Source organism: Pseudomonas sp. MWU13-2100 (genome assembly GCF_023242365.1).
Classification (GTDB): Bacteria; Pseudomonadota; Gammaproteobacteria; order Pseudomonadales; family Pseudomonadaceae; genus Aquipseudomonas.
This window is the reverse complement of the sequence record NZ_JALLIX010000019.1, coordinates 85202-105882: the sequence shown is the minus strand read 5'-3', so window position 1 is coordinate 105882 and position 20681 is coordinate 85202. Positions and strand designations below refer to the sequence as shown.

The window sequence follows — 20681 nt, the reverse complement described above, 5'->3', positions numbered from 1 at the left end:
CCAGGGGATGGCTGGCAATGATGTTGCTGCCGGTCCCTGGCGCTCTACCTCTAAAGAGTTGTCGATCGTTCGCAGCCCCAAAATACTTCGCGTAACGAAGGCAAGAGGCTGATAAACAAAGGGTTCAGAGGTTTTTTCGTTCTACCTCTTTGGAGGTAGGTGTCGCCAGCATAGGCCTGGAACCCCTTGGACTTCGTTGATAAGGATCAAGTTTTTCCGGGGTATGCCTCTCTAGTCTGCGGCCATGGCTAACTGATCTGGAGAGCGACATGACCCAACCGCGTGTACGACAAGGCCTGGTGCTGGGCATGAGCACGCTGGCCTTCACCGTGTGTTTCATGGTCTGGATGATGTTTGCCGTGCTCGGCGTACCGATCAAGGAACTGCTCCAGCTCAATGAAACCCAGTTCGGCCTGCTGGTCGCCACCCCGGTCCTGACCGGCTCGCTGGCACGCTTGCCGCTGGGGCTGCTGACCGACCGCTTTGGCGGGCGCAGCGTATTTTTCCTGCTGATGCTGTCCTGCGTGTTGCCGTTGTACCTGATCACCTACGCCACGACCTATTGGCAGTTCCTGGTCCTCGGGCTGTTCGTCGGTCTGGCCGGTGGTTCGTTTTCCGTCGGTATCGCCTATGTGGCCAAGTGGTTCGACCAGGACAACCAGGGCTTCGCCATGGGCATCTTCGGCGCCGGCAATGCCGGCTCCGCGCTGACCAAGTTCATCGCCCCGGCGCTGATCGCCGCGGGCAGCTGGCACCTGGTGCCGAAGGTCTTCAGCGCGATCCTCTTTATCACCGCGCTGCTGTTCTGGTTTCTCAGTGCCGAGAACAAGGCGCACCGCAGTGCTTCGGGCACCCCGCTGCGCGAACAGCTTGCTTCACTGAAGGATCCGGCGGTATGGCGCTACTGCCAGTACTACTCGATCGTCTTCGGTGGGTATGTCGCGCTGGCCTTGTGGATGACCAAATACTACGTGCAGGAATACGGTTTCAGCCTGCAGAGCGCGGCGCTGCTGGCCGCCTGTTTTTCCCTGCCGGGCGGGGTGCTGCGCGCGGTCGGCGGCTGGCTGTCGGATCGCTGGGGCGCCCAGAGCGTGACCTGGTGGGTGCTTTGGGTCAGCTGGATCTGCCTGTTCCTGCTGTCCTATCCGCAGACCCAACTGCAAGTGCAAACCATCAATGGCCCGCTGGACCTGCACATCGGCCTGAGCCCGACGCTGTTCACCGGACTGCTGTTTGTCATGGGTATCGCCTTCGCCTTCGGCAAGGCCTCGGTTTTCAAGTACATCGCCAATGACTACCCGAAAAACATGGGCGCGGTGTCCGGCATTGTCGGCCTGGCCGGAGGCCTGGGCGGCTTCGTCCTGCCGATCCTGTTCGGTGCGCTGGTGGACCTGACCGGCGTGCGCTCCTCCTGCTTCATGTTGATGTACGGCGTGGTCTGGGTCTCCCTGACCTGGATGTACTTCAGCGAAGTTCGCCGGCGCCCGCTGTTGGGTCGACAGCCCGCGCTCGCCACTGCCCCGTTTACCAGCCTTGTCCAAGGAGACGAATATGTCCGTTCTACAAAAGCCTGACAGCGGCCCGGTCATTCATGACTGGCGCCCGGAGGACCCAGCGTTCTGGGGGGGCAGCGGCAAACAGACGGCGACGCGCAACCTGTGGATTTCCATTCCCGCGCTGCTGCTGGCTTTTGCCGTGTGGATGGTCTGGAGCACGGTGATCGTGCGCTTGAACGCCATCGGCTTCAGTTTTACCACCGATCAACTGTTCTGGCTGGCGGCATTACCGGGGTTGTCCGGGGCCACCTTGCGGGTCTTCTACTCCTTTATGGTGCCGATCTTCGGCGGCCGTCGTTGGACCGCCCTGAGCACCGCGTCGCTGCTGCTGCCCTCGATCTGGATGGGCTTCGCCGTGCAGGACCCGGGCACCTCCTACAATGTGTTCGTGTTGATTGCCTTGCTCTGCGGTTTTGGTGGCGGCAACTTCGCCTCGAGCATGTCCAACATCAGCTTCTTCTACCCCAAGTCGCAGCAGGGCACGGCCCTGGGGCTGAATGCCGGCCTGGGTAACCTGGGTGTCTCGGTGATGCAGTTCTGTGTGCCGCTGGTGATTACCTTCGGTGCCTTCGGCGTCATGGGCGGTTCGCCGCAAGCCCTGCCGGACGGTGGCCAGTTGTGGCTGCAGAACGCCGGGTTCATCTGGGTGCCGTTCATTCTCGCGGTAACGCTGGCGGCCTGGTTCGGCATGAACGACTTGTCCAGCGCCAAAGCTTCGTTCAGCGAGCAAGCGGTGATTTTCAAACGCAAGCACAACTGGCTGATGTGCTGGTTGTACCTGGCGACCTTTGGCTCGTTCATCGGTTTTTCCGCGGCGTTCCCGCTGCTGATCAAGACCTCCTTCCCGGATGTCATCGCCTTGAGATTCGCCTTCCTCGGCCCCTTGGTCGGTGCCCTGGTCCGGCCGTTGGGTGGCTGGCTGGCGGACAAGCTTGGCGGCGCGAAGGTGACCTTGTGGAACTTCGTGGCGATGATCGTGATGGTCTTCGGTGTGTTGCATTTCTTGCCCCACAACGGTGTGGGCGGCAACTTCTACGGTTTCCTCGGCCTGTTCATGCTGCTGTTCATCACCACCGGGATCGGCAACGGTTCGACCTTCCGGATGATCCCGGTGATCTTCCGCACCCTGCATGAAAAATTCTCCGCCGGGCAGGCGCCCGAGGTTCGCGAGCAGGCGCTGAAGAATGCCGGCAAGGAATCGGCCGCGGTGCTGGGCTTCAGTTCGGCGGTCGGCGCCTTCGGTGCGTTCTTCATTCCGAAATCCTTCGGCACTTCGATGGCCCAGACCGGCGGCCCGGAGATGGCCTTCTACATGTTCGTCGGCTTTTACCTGAGCTGCATCGTGGTGACCTGGTGGTGGTACGCGCGCAAAGGCGCCGCGACACCCTGCTGAGTCGAGCCGAATCCAACCATTGCGTGGGCGGGGCACAGAACCCCGCGAAGCCTGAGAGGTGTACACCGTGAGTCATTTACTGGATCAACTGCGGTTCTTCAACCGCAAGCAAAGCGAGTTTGCCGGCGGTCACGGGGAGACCCGCAAGGAGTCCCGTGACTGGGAGAATGTCTACCGTTCACGCTGGCAGTATGACAAGATCGTGCGCTCGACCCACGGGGTCAACTGCACCGGCTCGTGCTCGTGGAAGATCTACGTGAAGAACGGTCTGATTACCTGGGAAACCCAGCAGACCGACTACCCGCGCACCCGCAACGACCTGCCCAACCACGAGCCGCGCGGCTGCCCGCGGGGGGCCAGCTACAGCTGGTACATCTACAGCGCCAACCGCCTCAAGTACCCGAAGATCCGCAAGCCGCTGCTCAAACTCTGGCGCGATGCGCGCCAGACCCTGGAACCGGTCGAAGCCTGGGCCAGCATTGTCGAGGACAAGGTCAAGGCCGACTCCTATAAAAGCAAGCGCGGCATGGGCGGCTTCATTCGCTCCAACTGGGAAGAAGTCAACGAGATCATTGCCGCGGCCAACGTCTACACCATCAAGCAGTACGGTCCTGACCGGGTGGTGGGTTTCTCGCCGATTCCGGCCATGTCGATGGTCAGCTATGCCGCCGGGGCCCGCTACCTGTCGCTGATCGGCGGGGTTTGCCTGAGTTTCTATGACTGGTACTGCGACCTGCCACCGGCCTCGCCGATGGTCTGGGGCGAGCAGACCGACGTGCCGGAGTCGGCCGACTGGTACAACTCCAACTACATCATCGCCTGGGGTTCCAACGTCCCGCAGACCCGTACCCCCGACGCGCACTTCTTCACCGAGGTTCGCTACAAGGGCACCAAGACCGTGGCCATCACCCCCGACTATTCGGAAGTGGCCAAGCTCACCGATCTCTGGCTCAACCCCAAGCAGGGCACCGATGCGGCGCTGGCCCAGGCGTTCAACCATGTGATCTTCAAAGAATTCCACCTGGACAAGCCAAGCGCCTATTTCACCGAATACGCCAAGCGTTTCACCGACCTGCCGGTACTGGTGCTGCTCAAGCCGATGCTTGGGGTCGCTCCGGGTGCCGGGTATCAACCGGACCGCTTCCTGCGTGCCTCGGACCTGACCGACAACCTCGGCCAGGAGAACAACCCGGAATGGAAAACCATCGCGCTGGATGCCAGCGGCGAACTGGTTTCACCCCAGGGCTCCATCGGCTATCGCTGGGGCGAGAAGGGCAAGTGGAACATCCTTGCCCGTGAAGGCGGGGAAGGGCGCGAGATCGATCTGAAACTGAGCCTGATCGGCGATGGTGTTGCCGAAGTGGCGTTCCCGTATTTTGCCGGCGAGTCCCAGGAACACTTCCAGCATGTGGCCGGCGCGGCCGTGCAATATCGCCGCGTGCCGGTGCACAGCCTGACCCTGGCGGACGGCAGCCAGGTCAAGGTCGCCACGGTGTTCGACCTGTCGGCGGCCAACCTGGCGATTGACCGTGGCCTGGGCGGCGCCAACGTGGCCCGCGACTACGACGACGCCAGTGTCCCCGGGACCCCGGCCTGGCAGGAACAGATCACCGGCGTCAGCCGCGAGAAGGCGATCCAGATCGCCCGTGAGTTCGCCGACAACGCCGACAAGACCCGTGGCCGCTCGATGATCATCGTCGGCGCGGCGATGAACCACTGGTACCACATGGACATGAACTACCGCGGGCTGATCAATATGCTCATGCTCTGCGGTTGCGTCGGCCAGACCGGTGGCGGTTGGGCGCATTATGTCGGTCAGGAAAAGCTGCGCCCGCAATGTGGCTGGCTGCCCCTGGCCTTCGGCCTGGACTGGAGCCGTCCGCCACGGCAGATGAACGGCACCAGTTTCTTCTACGCCCACAGTTCGCAGTGGCGCCACGAGAAAATGAGCATGCACGACGTGCTCTCGCCGCTGGCCGACAAGAGCCAGTTCCCCGAGCATGCCCTGGACTACAACATCCGCGCCGAGCGCGCCGGCTGGTTGCCCAGTGCCCCGCAGTTGAACACCAATCCGTTGCATATCTGCCGCGATGCCGCGGCCGCCGGCCTGCCGCCCAAGGACTATGTGGTCAAGGCGCTGCAGGACGGTTCCCTGCGCTTTGCCTGCGAGCAGCCGGACAGCCCGGTGAACTTCCCGCGCAACATGTTCATCTGGCGTTCGAACCTGCTGGGCTCCTCGGGCAAGGGCCACGAGTACATGCTCAAGTACCTGCTCGGCACCAAGAACGGGGTGATGAACGAAGACATCGGCCAGGTCGGCGACTGCAAGCCGGAAGAGGCGGAATGGGTCGACGAAGGCGCCATCGGCAAGCTCGACCTGGTCACGACCCTGGACTTCCGCATGTCCTCGACCTGCGTCTACTCGGACATCGTGTTGCCGACCGCAACCTGGTACGAGAAGGACGACATGAACACCTCGGACATGCACCCGTTCATCCATCCGCTGTCGGCGGCCATCGATCCGGCCTGGGAATCGCGCTCGGACTGGGAGATCTACAAGGGCATTGCCAAGTCGTTCTCGGCCATGGCGGTCGGGCACCTGGGTGTCGAGCAGGATCTGGTCACCGTACCGCTGATGCATGACAGCGTCGGCGAACTGGCCCAGCCATTCGGCGGCACCGACTGGAAAACCGCCGGGGTGGCCCCGCAGCCGGGCAAGAACGCGCCGAACCTGCAAGTGGTCGAGCGTGACTACCCGAATATCTACAAGCAGTTCAGCTCCCTCGGGCCGCTGCTGGAGAAGCACGGCAACGGCGGCAAGGGCATCAACTGGAACACCGAGGAGGAAGTGAAATTCCTCGGCGAGCTGAACTACCGCGAAGGCGCGGCGGGCATCAGCCAGGGCCGGCCGAAGATCGACACGGCTATCGACGCCGCTGAAGTGATTCTCTCCCTGGCCCCGGAAACCAATGGCCATGTGGCGGTGAAGGCCTGGGCCGCGCTGTCCGAGTTCACCGGCATCGACCACAGTCACCTGGCCCTGTCCAAGGCCCACGAGGCGATTCGCTTCCGCGATATCCAGGCGCAGCCGCGCAAGATCATTTCCAGCCCGACCTGGTCCGGGCTCGAGGACGATCACGTCAGTTACAACGCCGGCTACACCAACGTTCATGAAGCGATTCCATGGCGCACCATCACCGGCCGCCAGCAGTTCTACCAGGATCACCCGTGGATGCAGGCCTTCGGCGAGCAACTGATGAGCTACCGGCCGCCGGTCAACACCCGGACTATCGAAGGGGTGAAAGGCAAGCGCGGCAACGGCGAAATCGAAATCGTCCTGAACTGGATCACCCCGCACCAGAAATGGGGCATCCACAGCACCTACAGCGACAACCTGTTGATGCTCACCCTCAGCCGTGGCGGGCCGATTGTCTGGCTTTCGGAAATCGACGCGAAACGCGCCGGCATCGAGGACAACGACTGGATCGAATGCTTCAACGTCAACGGTGCGCTGACCGCCCGGGCGGTGGTCAGTCAGCGGGTCAAGGAAGGCATGGTGATGATGTACCACGCCCAGGAGCGGATCGTGAACGTGCCAGGGTCGGAAACCACCAAGACCCGTGGCGGCCATCACAACTCGGTCACCCGGGTGGTGCTCAAGCCGACCCATATGATCGGCGGCTATGCCCAGCAGGCCTACGGTTTCAACTATTACGGCACGGTCGGTTGCAACCGCGACGAGTTCGTCGTGGTGCGCAAGATGGCCAAAGTCGACTGGCTCGACGGTTCGTCCGGCGATGACCTGCCGCGTCCCCTGCCGACCGAGCTGGATTGAGGAGAACTGAGATGAAGATTCGCTCACAAATCGGCATGGTCCTGAACCTGGACAAATGCATCGGTTGTCACACCTGCTCGATCACCTGCAAGAACGTCTGGACCAGCCGCGAAGGCATGGAGTACGCCTGGTTCAACAACGTCGAATCGAAACCCGGGATCGGCTACCCGAAGGAATGGGAAAACCAGGACAAGTGGAAGGGCGGCTGGATCCGCAATGCCGACGGCTCGATCAACCCACGGATCGGCGGCAAATTCCGTGTGTTGGCGAATATTTTCGCCAACCCGGACCTGCCCAGCCTCGATGACTACTACGAGCCCTTCGATTTCGATTACCAGCATCTGCACACCGCGCCGCTGGGCGAGCATCAGCCCACCGCGCGGCCACGTTCGATCGTCACCGGCAAGCGCATGGAGAAAATCGAATGGGGCCCGAACTGGGAGGAGATCCTCGGTACCGAGTTTGCCAAGCGGCGCAAGGACAAGAACTTCGACCAGATTCAGGCGGACATCTACGGCGAGTACGAAAACACCTTCATGATGTATTTGCCGCGCCTCTGCGAGCACTGCCTCAACCCGGCGTGCGCGGCGTCCTGCCCGAGCGGGGCGATCTACAAGCGCGAGGAAGACGGGATTGTCCTGATCGACCAGGAGAAATGTCGCGGCTGGCGCATGTGCATCAGCGGCTGCCCGTACAAGAAGATCTATTTCAACTGGAAAAGCGGCAAGTCCGAGAAGTGCATTTTCTGCTACCCGCGTATCGAGGCCGGGATGCCGACGGTCTGTGCCGAAACCTGCGTCGGGCGCATTCGCTACCTCGGGGTGCTGCTGTACGACGCCGACCGTATCGCCGAAGTGGCGAGCACCGCCAATGAGCAGGATCTGTACGAGAAACAACTGGAGATCTTCCTCGATCCGAACGACCCGGCGGTGATCCGCCAGGCCCTGGCCGATGGCGTGCCGCAGTCGGTGATCGATTCGGCGCAACGTTCGCCGGTCTACAAAATGGCCGTGGACTGGAAGCTCGCGCTGCCGCTGCACCCGGAATACCGCACCTTGCCGATGGTCTGGTACGTGCCGCCACTGTCGCCGATCCAGAATGCCGCGACCGCTGGCACCGTGGGCATGAACGGGGTGATCCCGGATGTCGACAGCCTGCGCATTCCGCTGCGCTACCTGGCCAACCTGCTGACGGCGGGCGATGAGAAACCGGTCAAGCGCGCCTTGAAACGCTTGCTGGCGATGCGCGCCTACAAACGTTCCGAGCAGGTCGACGGGGTCCAGGACCTGCAAGTGCTGGCGGATGTCGGCTTGAGCGTGGCCCAGGTCGAGGAAATGTATCGCTACCTGGCGATCGCCAACTACGAGGACCGCTTTGTCGTGCCCAGCGCGCACCGTGAAGACGCCATGAGCGACGCCTTTGCCGAACGCTCCGGTTGTGGCTTCAGTTTCGGCAGCGGCTGTAGCGGCAGTTCCGACACCAACATGTTCGGCGCGAAGAAGGCCAATCGCCGCGACATCCTGAAAACCGTGCAGTTGTGGGAGGAATGAGCATGCGCATTCTCAAAGTGATTTCGCTGCTGCTCGACTATCCCACCGAAACCCTGGTGAGTGGCCGTGACGAACTGGAACAGGCGATCATCCAGGCCCGGGAAATCAGCCCGACGCAGCGCGGTGCGTTGTTCGAATTGCTCGAACTGATCTGCGCCAACGACCTGATGGACGGACAGGAGCACTACGGTGCGCTGTTCGGTCGCGGACGCTCGCTGTCGCTGCTGCTGTTCGAACATGTGCACGGCGAGTCCCGTGACCGCGGCCAGGCGATGGTCGACATGATGGCGCAATACGAAGCCGCCGGCTTTGCCATCGGCGTCAAGGAGCTGCCCGACTATATCCCGTTGTACCTGGAGTTCCTCTCCACTCGCGAAGACCTCGAGGCCCGCGAGGGCCTTGCCGATGTCGCGCACCTGCTGGCCTTGCTCGCGGCTCGTCTGGATGAGCGTGAGAGCGCCTATGCCAGTTGCTTCCGGGCCTTGCTGCAGATTGCCGGCGCCGAACCCTTGCAGGCGGTGGCCGAGCTGCGCGCGCAAGTCGCCGCCGAGCCGCGGGACGACTCGTTGGAGGCGCTGGACAAGGTCTGGGAGGAGGAGGCGGTGGACTTCCTCCAGGCCGAGCAACAGGACCGTTGCGGTTCGCTGCCAAGTGCCCCGGGCAAGGCCCGGGAAGAAAGCGCGGTGCCGTTGCACTGGGTGGATTTTCAGCATGAAGGGCTGGCCGCCGCGCCGGCCGTGGAGGTCGGTAATGTCTAACTGGAACCTGTTGTTGTTCGGGGTCTATCCCTATGTGGCCGTGGCGATCTGCCTGATCGGTAGCTGGGCACGCTTCGACCTGTCGCAGTACACCTGGAAGGCCGGCTCCAGCCAGATGCTCAACCAGCGCGGGATGCGCGTGGCAAGCAACTTCTTCCATATCGGGGTGTTGTTCATTCTGGCCGGGCATTTCGTCGGGCTGCTGACGCCCTCGGCGGTCTATCACCATCTGATCAGCACCGAGAACAAGCAACTGCTGGCGATGGTCTCCGGCGGGTTGTTCGGCCTGTTGTGCCTGGTCGGCCTGCTGATGCTGGTCAATCGGCGGCTGAGCGACCCACGGGTTCGCGCCACCTCCAGCGCCTCGGACATCCTGGTACTGCTGGTGCTGCTGGTGCAACTGGTGCTCGGTCTGCTGACGATCGTCGCGTCCACCGAGCATATGGACGGTTCGGTGATGGTGCTGCTTGCCGATTGGGCGCAGAACACCGTGTTGTTGCGTCCGACGGAAGCGGCGGCGTCCATCGCCCCGGTCGGCCTGATCTACAAACTGCATGTGTTTCTCGGTTTGACCCTGTTCGTGCTGTTCCCCTTTACCCGGCTGGTGCACATCGTCAGTGCGCCGATCTGGTACCTGGGACGTCGTTATCAAATCGTTCGGCAGAAAATCTGAGGAGATAATCATGTCAGGTGGATGTGGATGTGGCGGTGGTAAAGGCGGCAGCGGTGGCTGCGGATCTTCAACCCAGGCCTCGGCGCCCGCGCCGGCCGACGTTGTCGCGCCCGGGGCGGTGCAGTTCGAAGCGCTTGCACCGGAACCGGCGGGGACCGATGAGGCCCCGGCGCAGTTGATCGCCAGTAGCGAGCAGGAGTGGCCGATCATCAGCGTCAACGCGGTATCGATCAGCCCGCAGGCGTTGGCCCAGGAGCTGCAATATCACCCGGCTGAAAGCCGTGAGGAGGCGCTGTACCAGGCCGCCCGGGCGCTGGTGATCCGCGAGTTGCTGCAACAGCGTATCGCCGAGCTGGGCCTGGCGCTGCAGGTCGGTGCCGGCGAGAACGAAGAGGAGGCCGCGACACGCTTGTTGCTCGAGCGCGAGGTGCAGGTTCCGCAGTGTGACGAAGCTACGTGCCTGCGTTACTACGACAACAACCGGGACCGCTTCCACAGCGCCCCGTTGCTGGCGGTGCGGCATATCCTGCTCGAGTGTGCCCCGGACGATGCCGAGGCCCGGGTGCTGGCCCGCGATCAAGCCGAAACCCTGCTGCAGCGCCTGGAGGATGTGCCCGGCAGTTTCGCCGAGCTGGCCGTGAGCTATTCGGCGTGTCCGTCGAAGGCCCAGGGCGGTTCCCTGGGGCAGATCAGCAAGGGTCAGACCGTGCCGGAGTTCGAGCGCCAGTTGTTCACCCTGGCCCCGGGACTGGCCGGCAAACCCCTGGAAAGCCGCTACGGCTGGCATGTGGTCAGTGTCGACCAGCGGATCGAAGGCCAGCCGTTGCCCTATGAAGCGGTGTCGACGGCGATTCGCACGCAATTGCAGCAGGGTGTCTGGCAAAAAGCCCTGGTGCAGTACCTGCAAACCCTGATCGGTGCGGCGGATATTCGCGGCATTCGCCTGCAGGGTGCCGACTCACCGCTGGTGCAGTGACGACTTGGCCAACCGGGAGAACGCGATGAGCACTGGGATGCAGGATGGATTCGGGCGCCAGATCGACTATCTGCGGATGTCGGTGACGGACCGTTGTGATTTTCGCTGTGTGTATTGCATGGCCAAGAACATGACCTTCCTGCCGCGTCAGCAGGTGCTGACCCTGGAGGAGTTGCAGCGCCTGGCGGCGCTGTTCGTCGGCCTCGGCGTGCGCAAGATCCGTCTGACCGGTGGCGAGCCGCTGATTCGCCCGGGTATTCTCGGCCTGTGCCGCACGATCGCCGCCTTGCCCGGCTTGCGCGAACTGGTGATGACCAGCAACGGCTCGCAACTGGGCCGGCTGGCGCGGCCGCTGGCGGAAGCCGGGGTCAAGCGGATGAACATCAGCCTTGATAGCCTGGACGGCGAGAAGTTTCGCTCGATCACCCGCAACGGCGATCTCGATCAGGTGCTGGATGGCATTGAAGCCGCGCGCGGCGCCGGGTTCGAGCGGATCAAGCTCAACTGTGTGGTGATGAAAGGGCGCAACTTCGATGAGATCCCGGCATTGGTGCAATACGCCATCGATCAGCGCATCGATATCAGTTTTATCGAGGAAATGCCCTTGGGTGATGTCGGTCGTTCCCGGGGCGAGTCGTTCTGCTCCAGCGACGAAGTGCGGGCGCTGATCGCCAGTCGGCATCGCTTGCTCGACAGCACCGAAAACAGCGGTGGTCCGGCACGCTATGTGCGCCTGGAGCGCCATCCCGAGACCCGTATCGGCTTCATTTCACCCAACAGCCACAACTTCTGCGGCAGTTGCAACCGGGTGCGAATGACCGTTGAAGGGCGCTTGCTGCTCTGTCTGGGCCAGGACGACGCGCTGGATCTGCGCGGTTTGCTGCGGCGTTATCCGCTGGACGACCAACCGCTGATCAAGGCGGTGCAACAGGCGCTGCGGCGCAAGCCACTGCGTCACGATTTCAGCCCCGAAGGGGAGGTGCAGATCGTCCGGTTCATGAATATGAGTGGTGGTTGAAGCGTAGTTTTTTTGGCCGCCGGGGGGCGGCCTTTTTTTGCCCGCGATTCTTGATGTCGATCAATTGCAGCGCTGCGCTTCGTCCGTAGTATCTACTGCATATTGTGTTTTTTGTATTTTAAATATCTATATGTAGTGTCTGGAGGCCGAATGCAGAGCACGCTGATCTCAGTGGGATGTAACCGCTTGCACAAACGCGACGGCACGCGGGTTGCCTTCGATGCCGACAAGATCCGTCAGGCGTTGATCGCCGCCGGCAAGGCCAGCGGGGAGTACGGCGCGGTTGAAGTCGAAGGCTTGCTGCAAACCGTACTGGCCCACTTGGAAGGGCTGCCGAGGCTGCATGTCGAGCAGATCCAGGATCGGGTCGAGCGGGTGTTGATGGACGCCGGTTTTTTCCTCGCCATGCGTGCCTATATCGTCTACCGCGAACAGCACGGGCGCTTGCGCCGTGACCGCCGGACCCTGGTCGAAGTGGCGACCTCGATGAACGAATACCTGGACCGGGAAGACTGGCGAGTGCAAGCCAACGCCAACCAGGGCTACTCGCTCGGCGGCCTGGTACTCAACGTGTCGGGCAAGGTCACCGCCAATTATTGGCTGGACGAGGTCTACAGCGAAGCCATCGGCCAGGCGCACCGCGAGGCCGACCTGCACATACATGACCTCGACATGCTGGCTGGCTATTGTGCCGGCTGGTCGCTGCGCACGCTGTTGCATGAGGGCCTCAATGGCGTGCCCGGGCGCGTTGAGGCCGGGCCGCCGAAACACCTGAGCAGCGCCCTGGGACAGATGGTGAATTTCCTCGGCACCCTGCAGAACGAATGGGCCGGTGCCCAGGCGTTCAGCTCGTTCGACACCTACCTGGCACCCTATGTGCGCAAGGATTGCCTGAGCTACTCGCAGGTACGACAGGCGCTTCAGGAGTTTATCTACAACCTCAATGTGCCGTCGCGCTGGGGGACCCAGACGCCCTTTACCAACCTGACCTTCGACTGGGTCTGCCCGGAAGACCTGCGCGAGCAGATCCCGATAATAGGTGGCGAGGAAATGCCCTTTGCCTATGGCGACCTGCAAGTCGAAATGGACCTGCTCAACCGTGCCTATATCGAAGTGATGCAGGCCGGCGACGCCAAGGGCCGGGTGTTCACCTTTCCCATCCCGACCTACAACATCACCCATGATTTTCCCTGGGACAGCGAGAACGCCGAGCGCCTGTTCGAAATGACCGCCCGCTACGGGCTGCCGTATTTCCAGAACTTCCTCAACTCGGACATGCAGCCCAACCAGGTGCGCTCGATGTGTTGTCGATTGCAGCTGGATGTCCGCGAGTTGCTCAAACGTGGCGGTGGCCTGTTCGGCTCGGCGGAACAGACCGGTTCGTTGGGCGTGGTGACCCTCAACTGCGCGCGCCTGGGTTATCTGTTCGAGGGTGATACCAGCGGCCTGTTGCAGCGCCTGGACAGCCTGATGGAACTGGCGATGGAGAGCCTGGAGGTCAAGCGCAAGGTGATCCAGCACCATATGGACGCCGGTTTGTACCCCTATACCAAGCGTTACCTGGGGACCTTGCGCAATCACTTTTCCACCATCGGCCTCAACGGCCTGCATGAAATGCTGCGCAACTTCAGTGGCGACCAGGACGGCATGCACACCGCCCAAGGCCGTGCGTTCGCCCTGATGCTGCTGGACCATGTCCGCGCGACCCTGGTGCGCTTCCAGGAGCAGACCGGCCACCTCTACAACCTCGAGGCGACGCCGGCGGAAGGCACCACCTACCGTTTCGCCAAGGAAGATCTCAAGCGCTACCCGGACATTCTCCAGGCCGGCACGCGCCAGGCGCCGTATTACACCAACTCCTCGCAACTGCCGGTGGGCTATACCGACGATCCCTTCGAGGCCCTGGAGTTGCAGGACGAGCTGCAATGCAAATACACCGGCGGCACGGTGTTGCACCTTTACATGGCCGAGCGGATTTCCTCGACCGAGGCCTGCAAGCAGCTGGTGCGCCGGGCGCTCGGGCGCTTTCGCCTGCCGTACCTGACGGTGACCCCGACGTTCTCCATCTGCCCGGTGCATGGCTACCTCGATGGCGAACATGAGTTTTGTCCCAAGTGCGACGAGGTCCTGCTGCATGAGCAGCAACTCGTCGGCATCCATTGATCACGCTTTATTCAACCGCAAGGAGCTGCATCATGACCGCATTGCAAACACTGCCTTTGGCGCAACGTCAACGCTGCGAAGTCTGGACCCGGGTGATGGGGTATCACCGCCCGGTCTCGGCGTTCAATCCGGGCAAACAGTCCGAGCACCATGAACGTGTGCATTTCACCGAGCGCGCGGCCGCGGCCGGGCGTCAATGAGTCGAACACTGCGGGTCGGGGGCATGGTGCCCCTGACCACACTCGACTATCCGGGAAAGCTGGCGTGCGTGCTGTTTTGCCAGGGCTGCGCCTGGCGCTGTCGTTACTGCCATAACCCGCAGTTGATTGCTCCGCGCGGCAGTGAGGAAGTGGACTGGCGCCAGGTGCGGGCCTTTCTGCAGCGCCGCCAGGGCCTGCTCGATGCAGTGGTCTTCAGCGGCGGCGAGCCGACCTTGCAGGACGCGTTGCCCCAGGCGATGGAGGAGGTGCGGGCGCTGGGGTTCCAGATCGGCCTGCACAGCGCCGGGATCAAGCCGGCGGCCTTTGCCAAGGTGCTGGCCGGCGCCGATTGGGTCGGTTTCGATGTCAAGGCGTTGGCCGAGGACTGCCAGGCGATCACCCGGGTGGCCGGCAGTGGCGTGGCCAACTGGCGCAGCCTGGAGCATCTGCTGGCCAGTGGCGTCGACTATGAATGTCGCACCACCGTGCATTGGCATCTGTTCGAACCGAAGCGTCTGCTGATCCTGGCGCAGCGCCTGCATGCGCTTGGCGTCAAGCGTTTCGCCGTGCAATTGGTGCGCACCGCGCGCATGCTTGATCCGCAGTTGCCGGGCATCTCGGTGCAAGCTTCGCTGCCCGAACTGTGGCGGGCCCTGGGCGAGCTGTTTCCCGAATTCGTATTGCGCGACTAGGCTTGGTGCCATTCAGTTAAGGACATTTAAAACCGAGTATGGTCTTGTGGCGAGCGGGCTTGCCCGCGCTGGGGCAGCTCGTGCGTCTGGGCGAATAATCGAATGTCGGCCGACCTCCTCAAACCCAGCCCCAGAATTGCAACCACCAGCCATACCCCACCAACCCGTTGGCCAGTAACAGGCACGCGCCGGCGCCGCCACGGCGAACCGGGGCCAGGCCCTGGCGTCCCAGCAGTTTCCAACCCAGCAGCAGGCTCCAGCCGATGGCTGCGAGCAACAGCCCGGCCCGCGCCGACTGCACCCAGCCCAGCACCAGGCCTTCATAGCGCAGCAGTTTGACGGTGGTGGCCGACAGCCCGAGAAACAATCCCGCGCCACCCAGCGGCGTGAGGCTCAGGCTCAGCGCCCGATAGAGCTCCGGGGCCCGCGCGATCCGCGCCGCCAGCCGTACCAGGAGCAGCAGGGCGCCGCCAAGCAACAGGGCGCTCGCACCCAGGTACAGGATGATGCTGAAACCATCGAGCCAACTGAAGCTGTCGTTGAGCTGCGGGTAGTGGGTCAGCAACCACCAGGGGGCGTTGTCCTGCAATGGCCAGAGCAGGTCGCGCCCGACCAGCCAGCTGGCGAGCTGCTGCTTGAGGCTGACGAACCACGGGCTGACGGTCCACTGGAAGGCGCCCATGGCCAGGCCGATGACGCCGAACAGCAGCAGGCGGCTATCCCAGGGCGACAGCGGCTGTGTCGTGGCCTGTAGAATCTCCTGGTTGCTGGAGCGGGCGATCAGCCGTACTGCGTCTCGCTGTCCGCTGCAGCGACCGCAGGCATGGCAGTCACTGGCGCCGCGCATACGGCGGATATCCAGCAGGGGCGCGCAGTTGGGCGGCGGCAGGCGCGGCCCGGCATTCGCCTTCCAGCGCTGTTCATCTACCTGGAAGTGTACCGGGGCGAGGCGGGCGAGCAGGGCAAAGACGCCGCTGACCGGGCACAGGTAACGGCACCAGACGCGCTTGCCCCTGGCGAACAGCAGGCCGACGCCGACCGCCGCGAGCGTCGAGCCGCCGAGGATCAGCAGGGCGGCCTGGGCGTAGTCATAGACGCTGATCAACTGGCCATAGAGGGTGGTCAGGCAGAACGCCAGGGTCGGCCAGCCGCCCCAGCGCAACCAGCGCGGCACGCCCAGGCCTTTGCCATACTGACTGGCCCATTCGCTCAGCGCGCCTTCCGGGCACAGCACGCCGCACCAGAACCTGCCGAACAGCACCATCGACAGCAGCACGAACGGCCACCAGATGCCCCAGAACAGAAACTGTGCGAGCAGGGTCAGGTTATCCAGCAGTCGCGCCTGGCTGCCCGGTAGCGGCAAGATCGCCGGCAGTATCAGCAGCACCGCGTAGAACGCCACGACGACCCACTGCGCGGCACGAATGACCGCCGCATGCCGGCGCATTGCGTCACCCAGGCGCTGCAGCCATCGATTGCAGCGGCTCAGGTCGGACATGGGCGGCTTTCCACAGTCCGTTGCCGTAGCCAGCCGGCGACGATCAGCCAGTAACCGATCCAGACCAGCAAGGTCATGGCACTGGGGCTGGCCCGATAACCGGCAAAGCCGGCCAGAAAACTACCCAGGCCGTGGCTGTCGCTCAACAGCGTGCTGCTGTCCCAGAGGGCCTCGCCGACGCTGCTGTAGACCATCGCCGGTAGATCCAGGGCGAGCAGCTGGCCGCCGATACGCTCGCTGGCACTGACCAGCAACGCTGAGCCGAGCAGCAGCAGGATGACTTCGCTGACGCTGAAGAAACGCCGCCAGGAAATGAATCGGCGACTGCCGTTGAGCAGCACCAGGGTCAAGCCCGAGAGTGCCAGCCCGGCAATCCCGCCGAGGGCGAACAGACCGAGCTGCGGACCTTGCAGGCGGACTCCGGCGCCATACAGGAAGACCACGGTTTCGCTGCCTTCGCGGCTGACCGCGAGCATCGCCAGCAGCAACAGCCCGACGCCACCTTGGCGAGCCAGGTGGCTGTCGGCGTGGCGGCGCAAGTCATCCTTGAGCGTGCGTCCGTGGCGGTGCATCCAGCCGACCATCTGCACCATCAGCAGGCTGGCCACCAGCGCCAGCGTGGCCTGGAACCACTCGTTGGCGGCACCGCTCATGGCCTCCCCGGCAAACAGGATCAGCAGCGCCAGCAGGCCCGAGAGCAGCACCCCGAGGCCCACGCCGGCCCACAGGTAGCGGCCCAGGCGCCGGCCTTGCGCCTGCTGGCTGGCCCAGGCCTGGAGAATACCGATCACCAGCAACGCCTCGACGCTTTCGCGCCAGACGATGAACATTGATTGATTCATGCAAGCTCCGTGGATCGCCGGGTTATTTGGCGAGGATGCTGCCCGCGGGCAGTTGCGGATTGAACTCGTCGAAGAACGGGTATTGACCGGGTCTCAACGGTGCGATCACGACGAAGGTGGTGACCCCGGGCGAGAGGACCTTTTCCACCCGCAACGGCGTGCTCTCGAACTCCGCCGGTCCCTCGCCGGTGTTTTTCAGGATGATCTTGAACCGCTGTCCGGCCGCAACCTCCAGCACGGCGGGGCTGAAGTGGCCGTCGTGCAGGCTCATTTCGTAGCTGGGCAACTCGGCCCGGGCGATCAACGGTGTGGCCGCCAAGGCCAGGATCAACCCACCCAGGTACTGATGTGTCCGGGCGCGGCGCCTTGGCAGCATTGGCCCGGCTGTGGTGGGCCGCATTCAGTAGCCGCCTTTCTTGCCGATGCCGGCGTAGACGAAGTCGTAGTGCACTTCGCAGCGCTCGAACCAGGGTTCGACCCCGGTTTCCTTGTCGGTATGGCGGCCCAGCGAGGCATGGCCGGAAGGTGGCAGCAGGGTCAGGGTCAACTGGTATTTGCCGGGGCCCTGCAGCTTCACGTTGTCGCCATAGTGCGGCCCGTCGTTGGCGACCATGGCGTGGAAATCACCGCTGAGCGGCGGCTGGCCGTCTTGTTTCTGCAGGCTGAAGGCCACGTTCAGGTAGGGCACGAAACTGCCCTCCTGAAAGCCCTGGCGATTGTTCGCGGTGGCGCGGATATCGGCTTCCAGATGGATATCGGAATCGGCGGTGGCGCGCATCATGCCGGCGGGCGCCATCTCGATTGGTTGCAGATACACCGCGCCGACTTCCAGCCCCGGGCAGTGCTGCGGTGCGCCGATCGGATACTCCTTGGCCTGGGCCAGCGGGGCGAGCAGGAGCAGGGCGAGAGAGAGCGAGAAGGTGTGACGCATGATGTCTCCTGGGTACGGGCAATTAGGGGACCGAGTCTAGGATGACTTGCTGCGAATAATAATGATTATGGTCAAGTTTTAGCGTGATCTTCAGGTGTTCTGCGCTTCTTGATCAGGATCAAGAGTTTTTTCGCCCTGGCGTTGTAGGTTGAAAGCCACTCCCACCTGCCATTCAGGGGACGATATGGCCAAGCCCTTTCCCATCAGCCCCAAACATCCCGAACGTATTTGCTGGGGCTGTGACCGGTATTGTCCGGCGAACGCCCTGGCCTGCGGCAACGGTTCTGATCGGACCATGCATCCGGCCGAGATGATCGGTGACGATTGGTACCTGCATGGCGACTGGGGCATCGTACCGTTGATCGCTTCGGACAAAGCTGCGGATGATGACGTTACCGAGTGAGTTCTAATGCTCGTCGACGTTGTCGATGTGCTTGAAACGCTCGATCAGAAAGTCGATCAGGCTGCGCACCCTCGCGGACAAATGCAATTGTTGCGGGTACACGGCATAGACGTCGGCGCGGGTTGGCGTCTGGTCTTCCAGCACCAGGCGCAGCCGCCCACTGCGCACATAGCGGGCGATGTCCCATTCGGCCCGCAACAAGATCCCATAGCCTTCCAGCGCCCAGTTCAGGGCCACCTCGCCATCGTTGCAAGCCAAGGCCCCGTGCACCTTGATGTTCTCTGTGCGCCCGCCGTTGTCGAAACTCCAGACGCCATAGGGTGCTTCGTTCTGACGGATGAAGATGCAATTGTGCTGTTGCAGTTCGGCCAGCGTCCGAGGGGTGCCATATTTGTCCAGGTAGAGCGGCGAGGCACAGAGCAAACGACGATTGGAGGCGATCTTGCGGGCGTGGAAGGCGGCGTCCGGCAAGCTGCCGAAGCGAATACCCAGGTCGAAGCCGTGGGTGGTCAGATCCAGTGGGTGGTCGCTGATTTCCAGTTGAATCTCGACCTCGGGGTATTGGGCAAAAAATGCGGCGAGGGCCGGGCCGATATGCCGGCGGCCAAAACCCAGCGAAGCATTGACGCGAATCAGGCCCTTGGGCGTGGCGCGGCTGCTGCTGAGCAACTGCTCAAGCTCATTGATCTGCGTGAGGATGCGGGCGGCATGGGAGAAGTACAGCTCGCCTTCAGAGGTCAGGCTCATCGAGCGCGTGGTTCGGTTGACCAGGCGTATGCCCAGCCGGGCTTCCAGCGCTGTCAGGCGTTTGCTCACCGCAGGCGGGGTGACACCCAGTTCCCGAGCGGTCGCCGCCAGGCTGCCTTTGTTGGCCAGCAGGTAGAAAAAAGACAAATCCAGTGTCTGGCTCATTCGTAACTCAAAGTTATTTATGTAGTGATTTGGAGTCACTCACGCCTCCAGATTCACTACATATACTCCGTTCACCCCCTGCTTGGACAGCCCAGGCCAACGGGAACAACAAGAACGTGACGAGAGTGGAGTTGACGATGAACGCATACAGAATTGCCGCGGTGCCTGGTGATGGGATTGGTGTCGAGGTCATCGCCGCAGGCGTCGAGGTGCTGCAAGTCCTGTCGAAAAAGTGCGGTTTCGCGCTGGATTTCAAACACTTTGACTGGAACTCGGATAACTACCTGAAAAACGGCTACTACATTCCCGAGGGTGGCCTGGAGCAACTGAAAACCTTCGACGCCATTTTCTTTGGGGCCGTCGGCGCGCTCAACGTACCGGACCACATTTCCCTCTGGGGGCTGCGCCTGCCGATCTGCCAAGGCTTCGACCAGTACGCCAATGTGCGTCCGGCTCGCGTTCTGCCCGGGGTGAAAAGCCCGCTGCTCAATGGTGAGCAGATCGACTGGGTGGTGGTGCGGGAAAATTCCGAAGGTGAGTACTCCGGCAACGGCGGTCGCGTTCACCGAGGCCTGCCTGAAGAAGTCGCCACCGAAGTGTCGGTGTTCACCCGGGCCGGGGTCGAGCGCATTCATCGCTTCGCCTTTGAACTGGCGCGCAGCCGTCCGCGCAAGCACCTGACCATGGTCACCAAGTCCAACGCCCAGCGGCATGGCATGGTGTTGTGGGACGAGATCTTCTACGAAGTTGCCAAGGACTTCCCGGATGTCAGGGTCGACAAGGAGCTGGTCGACGCCGTGACCACACGCATGGTGCTCAAGCCGGCGACGCTGGACGTTATCGTCGCCACCAACCTGCACGCCGATATCCTCTCTGACCTGGCCGCCGCCCTGTCCGGCAGCCTGGGCATCGCGCCGACGGCCAACCTCAACCCTTCGCGCCGATTCCCCTCGATGTTTGAACCGATCCACGGCTCGGCCTTTGACATTACCGGCAAAGGCGTTGCCAATCCCATCGCGACGTTCTGGACAGCCGCCATGATGCTTGAACATCTCGGCGAGCCGGCCGCGGCGAAACAGCTGATGTCGGCCATCGAGGCGGTGACGCAAAGCGGCCTGCATACGCCTGACCTTGGCGGGAAAGCCACCACCCGCCAGGTCACCGATGCGCTGCTCGAACTGATCAGGCGCTGATATTTTCCATCGATTCACAGGCGTACTGCGGCGCAACGCCAAGGGGCGGATCAGCGATCCGAGCTCTTGGCATTTCCTGACAACAATA

At 62.7% G+C, this 20681-nt stretch carries 18 protein-coding genes; 13 read left to right on the top strand and 5 right to left on the bottom strand.

Annotation, left to right across the window (positions count from 1 at the left end; all coding sequences use genetic code 11):
* Positions 1-269 precede the first annotated feature (269 nt).
* The 11 genes from M5B99_RS15375 (at position 270) to M5B99_RS15330 (ending at position 14814) form a co-directional block, all read left to right on the top strand.
* Entirely contained in the window at positions 270-1574 is a 1305-nt protein-coding gene (locus tag M5B99_RS15375; protein WP_248804852.1) for an MFS transporter, read from the top strand.
* Complete coding sequence (locus M5B99_RS15370) at positions 1552-2949, top strand: NarK family nitrate/nitrite MFS transporter (RefSeq protein ID WP_248804851.1); 1398 nt, start codon at positions 1552-1554, stop codon at positions 2947-2949. The genes M5B99_RS15375 and M5B99_RS15370 overlap by 23 nt, the downstream gene beginning before the upstream one ends.
* A gap of 67 nt (positions 2950-3016) precedes the next feature.
* On the top strand, positions 3017-6784 hold the full coding sequence (locus tag M5B99_RS15365; RefSeq protein ID WP_248804850.1) for a nitrate reductase subunit alpha: 3768 nt from the start codon (positions 3017-3019) through the stop codon (positions 6782-6784).
* Positions 6785-6795: 11 nt separating this feature from the next.
* The gene (narH, locus tag M5B99_RS15360) at positions 6796-8334 is read left to right on the top strand and encodes a nitrate reductase subunit beta (RefSeq protein ID WP_248804849.1); all 1539 of its coding nucleotides are present in this window, start codon (positions 6796-6798) and stop codon (positions 8332-8334) included.
* A gap of 2 nt (positions 8335-8336) precedes the next feature.
* A complete protein-coding gene (narJ, locus tag M5B99_RS15355; protein WP_248804848.1) occupies positions 8337-9092 on the top strand; it encodes a nitrate reductase molybdenum cofactor assembly chaperone in 756 nt (251 codons plus the stop codon).
* Positions 9085-9765, top strand: a complete 681-nt coding sequence (gene narI, locus M5B99_RS15350) for a respiratory nitrate reductase subunit gamma (protein ID WP_248804847.1) — start codon at positions 9085-9087, stop codon at positions 9763-9765. The genes narJ and narI overlap by 8 nt, the downstream gene beginning before the upstream one ends.
* A 10-nt stretch (positions 9766-9775) precedes the next feature.
* Complete coding sequence (locus M5B99_RS15345; protein WP_248804846.1) at positions 9776-10741, top strand: peptidylprolyl isomerase; 966 nt, start codon at positions 9776-9778, stop codon at positions 10739-10741.
* A 25-nt stretch (positions 10742-10766) separates the two neighbouring features.
* Positions 10767-11759 (top strand): GTP 3',8-cyclase MoaA, encoded by a 993-nt coding sequence (gene moaA, locus M5B99_RS15340; protein ID WP_248804845.1) that lies wholly within the window; start codon positions 10767-10769, stop codon positions 11757-11759.
* 150 nt (positions 11760-11909) lie between these two features.
* Positions 11910-13922, top strand: a complete 2013-nt coding sequence (locus M5B99_RS15335) for a ribonucleoside triphosphate reductase (protein ID WP_263860531.1) — start codon at positions 11910-11912, stop codon at positions 13920-13922.
* A gap of 32 nt (positions 13923-13954) precedes the next feature.
* On the top strand, positions 13955-14122 hold the full coding sequence (nrdD, locus tag M5B99_RS29970; protein ID WP_263860530.1) for an anaerobic ribonucleoside-triphosphate reductase: 168 nt from the start codon (positions 13955-13957) through the stop codon (positions 14120-14122).
* Positions 14119-14814 carry an anaerobic ribonucleoside-triphosphate reductase activating protein gene (locus M5B99_RS15330; protein WP_248804844.1) on the top strand — a complete coding sequence of 232 codons (696 nt, stop codon included), beginning with the start codon at positions 14119-14121 and terminating at the stop codon, positions 14812-14814. Before nrdD ends, M5B99_RS15330 begins: the two co-directional genes overlap by 4 nt.
* Before the next feature lie 118 nt (positions 14815-14932).
* Here M5B99_RS15330 and M5B99_RS15325 read toward each other — a convergent pair whose 3' ends face one another.
* From M5B99_RS15325 to M5B99_RS15310, 4 genes are read right to left on the bottom strand one after another with little or no spacing between them, the layout of a single operon-like run.
* Positions 14933-16312 carry a 4Fe-4S binding protein gene (locus M5B99_RS15325; protein ID WP_248804843.1) on the bottom strand — a complete coding sequence of 460 codons (1380 nt, stop codon included), beginning with the start codon at positions 16310-16312 and terminating at the stop codon, positions 14933-14935.
* Entirely contained in the window at positions 16300-17154 is an 855-nt protein-coding gene (locus M5B99_RS15320) for an FTR1 family iron permease (RefSeq protein ID WP_248804842.1), read from the bottom strand. The genes M5B99_RS15325 and M5B99_RS15320 overlap by 13 nt, the downstream gene beginning before the upstream one ends.
* Before the next feature lie 22 nt (positions 17155-17176).
* Complete coding sequence (locus M5B99_RS15315; protein WP_248804860.1) at positions 17177-17530, bottom strand: cupredoxin domain-containing protein; 354 nt, start codon at positions 17528-17530, stop codon at positions 17177-17179.
* A gap of 24 nt (positions 17531-17554) precedes the next feature.
* A complete protein-coding gene (locus tag M5B99_RS15310; RefSeq protein WP_248804841.1) occupies positions 17555-18085 on the bottom strand; it encodes an iron transporter in 531 nt (176 codons plus the stop codon).
* Between the two features lie 184 nt (positions 18086-18269).
* Between M5B99_RS15310 and M5B99_RS15305 the strand changes: the two genes are divergently transcribed.
* A complete protein-coding gene (locus M5B99_RS15305; RefSeq protein ID WP_248804840.1) occupies positions 18270-18488 on the top strand; it encodes a DUF3079 domain-containing protein in 219 nt (72 codons plus the stop codon).
* Positions 18489-18491: 3 nt separating this feature from the next.
* On the opposite strand, the gene M5B99_RS15300 is transcribed toward M5B99_RS15305, so the two are convergent.
* The gene (locus tag M5B99_RS15300; RefSeq protein ID WP_248804839.1) at positions 18492-19400 is read right to left on the bottom strand and encodes a LysR family transcriptional regulator; all 909 of its coding nucleotides are present in this window, start codon (positions 19398-19400) and stop codon (positions 18492-18494) included.
* Between the two features lie 137 nt (positions 19401-19537).
* Between M5B99_RS15300 and M5B99_RS15295 the strand changes: the two genes are divergently transcribed.
* Complete coding sequence (locus tag M5B99_RS15295; protein WP_248804838.1) at positions 19538-20593, top strand: tartrate dehydrogenase; 1056 nt, start codon at positions 19538-19540, stop codon at positions 20591-20593.
* Positions 20594-20681 lie beyond the last annotated feature (88 nt).